Genomic DNA, 1,604 nt, shown 5'->3' with positions numbered 1-1,604 from the left:
AACACAGTGGACGCGAGCAACTGAGGACAAGCCCTCGGCCTATTAGTACCGGTCACCTCCACCCCTTACGGGGCTTCCAGATCCGGCCTATCAACCCAGTCGTCTACTGGGAGCCTTAACCCATCTAGTGGGTGGGAACACTCATCTCGAAGCAGGCTTCCCGCTTAGATGCTTTCAGCGGTTATCCCTCCCGAACGTAGCCAACCAGCCATGCCCTTGGCAGAACAACTGGCACACCAGAGGTTCGTCCGTCCCGGTCCTCTCGTACTAGGGACAGCCCTTCTCAATGTTCCTGCGCGCGCAGCGGATAGGGACCGAACTGTCTCACGACGTTCTAAACCCAGCTCGCGTACCGCTTTAATGGGCGAACAGCCCAACCCTTGGGACCGACTCCAGCCCCAGGATGCGACGAGCCGACATCGAGGTGCCAAACCATCCCGTCGATATGGACTCTTGGGGAAGATCAGCCTGTTATCCCCGGGGTACCTTTTATCCGTTGAGCGACGGCGCTTCCACAAGCCACCGCCGGATCACTAGTCCCGACTTTCGTCCCTGCTCGACCCGTCGGTCTCACAGTCAAGCTCCCTTGTGCACTTACACTCAACACCTGATTGCCAACCAGGCTGAGGGAACCTTTGGGCGCCTCCGTTACTCTTTAGGAGGCAACCGCCCCAGTTAAACTACCCATCAGACACTGTCCCTGATCCGGATCACGGACCCAGGTTAGACATCCAGCACGACCAGACTGGTATTTCAACGACGACTCCACCTGAACTGGCGTCCAAGCTTCACAGTCTCCCAGCTATCCTACACAAGCCGAACCGAACACCAATATCAAACTGTAGTAAAGGTCCCGGGGTCTTTCCGTCCTGCTGCGCGAAACGAGCATCTTTACTCGTAGTGCAATTTCACCGGGCCTATGGTTGAGACAGTCGAGAAGTCGTTACGCCATTCGTGCAGGTCGGAACTTACCCGACAAGGAATTTCGCTACCTTAGGATGGTTATAGTTACCACCGCCGTTTACTGGCGCTTAAGTTCTCAGCTTCGCCACCCCGAAGAGTGACTAACCGGTCCCCTTAACGTTCCAGCACCGGGCAGGCGTCAGTCCGTATACATCGCCTTACGGCTTCGCACGGACCTGTGTTTTTAGTAAACAGTCGCTTCTCGCTGGTCTCTGCGGCCACCCCCAGCTCAAGAGGAAAACTCTCTCACCGGTGATGGCCCCCCTTCTCCCGAAGTTACGGGGGCATTTTGCCGAGTTCCTTAACCATAGTTCACCCGAACGCCTCGGTATTCTCTACCTGACCACCTGAGTCGGTTTAGGGTACGGGCCGCCATAAAACTCGCTAGAGGCTTTTCTCGACAGCATAGGATCATCCACTTCACCACAATCGGCTCGGCATCAGGTCTCAGACTATGTGTGATCCGGATTTACCTAGACCACGTCCTACACCCTTACCCCGGGACAACCACCGCCCGGGATGGACTACCTTCCTGCGTCACCCCATCACTCACCTACTACAGGTCTGGACTGTCGGCTCCACCACTTTCCATTCCCCGAAGGGTCCGGAACGGCTTCACGGACTTAGCATCGCCTGGTTCG

General features: G+C 56.5%; 1 rRNA gene (only partly in view). It reads right to left on the bottom strand.

The window, feature by feature from the left end:
* Window positions 1-22 precede the first annotated feature (22 nt).
* Window positions 23-1,604: ribosomal RNA gene (locus tag ABZT04_RS45825) — 23S ribosomal RNA — on the bottom strand; it runs 1,627 nt beyond the window's last position.

Origin of the sequence: Streptomyces sp. NPDC005492 (genome assembly GCF_040605995.1) — a bacterium.
Lineage (GTDB): Bacteria > Actinomycetota > Actinomycetes > Streptomycetales > Streptomycetaceae > Streptomyces.
This window is presented reverse-complemented; position numbering and strand designations above follow the sequence as displayed.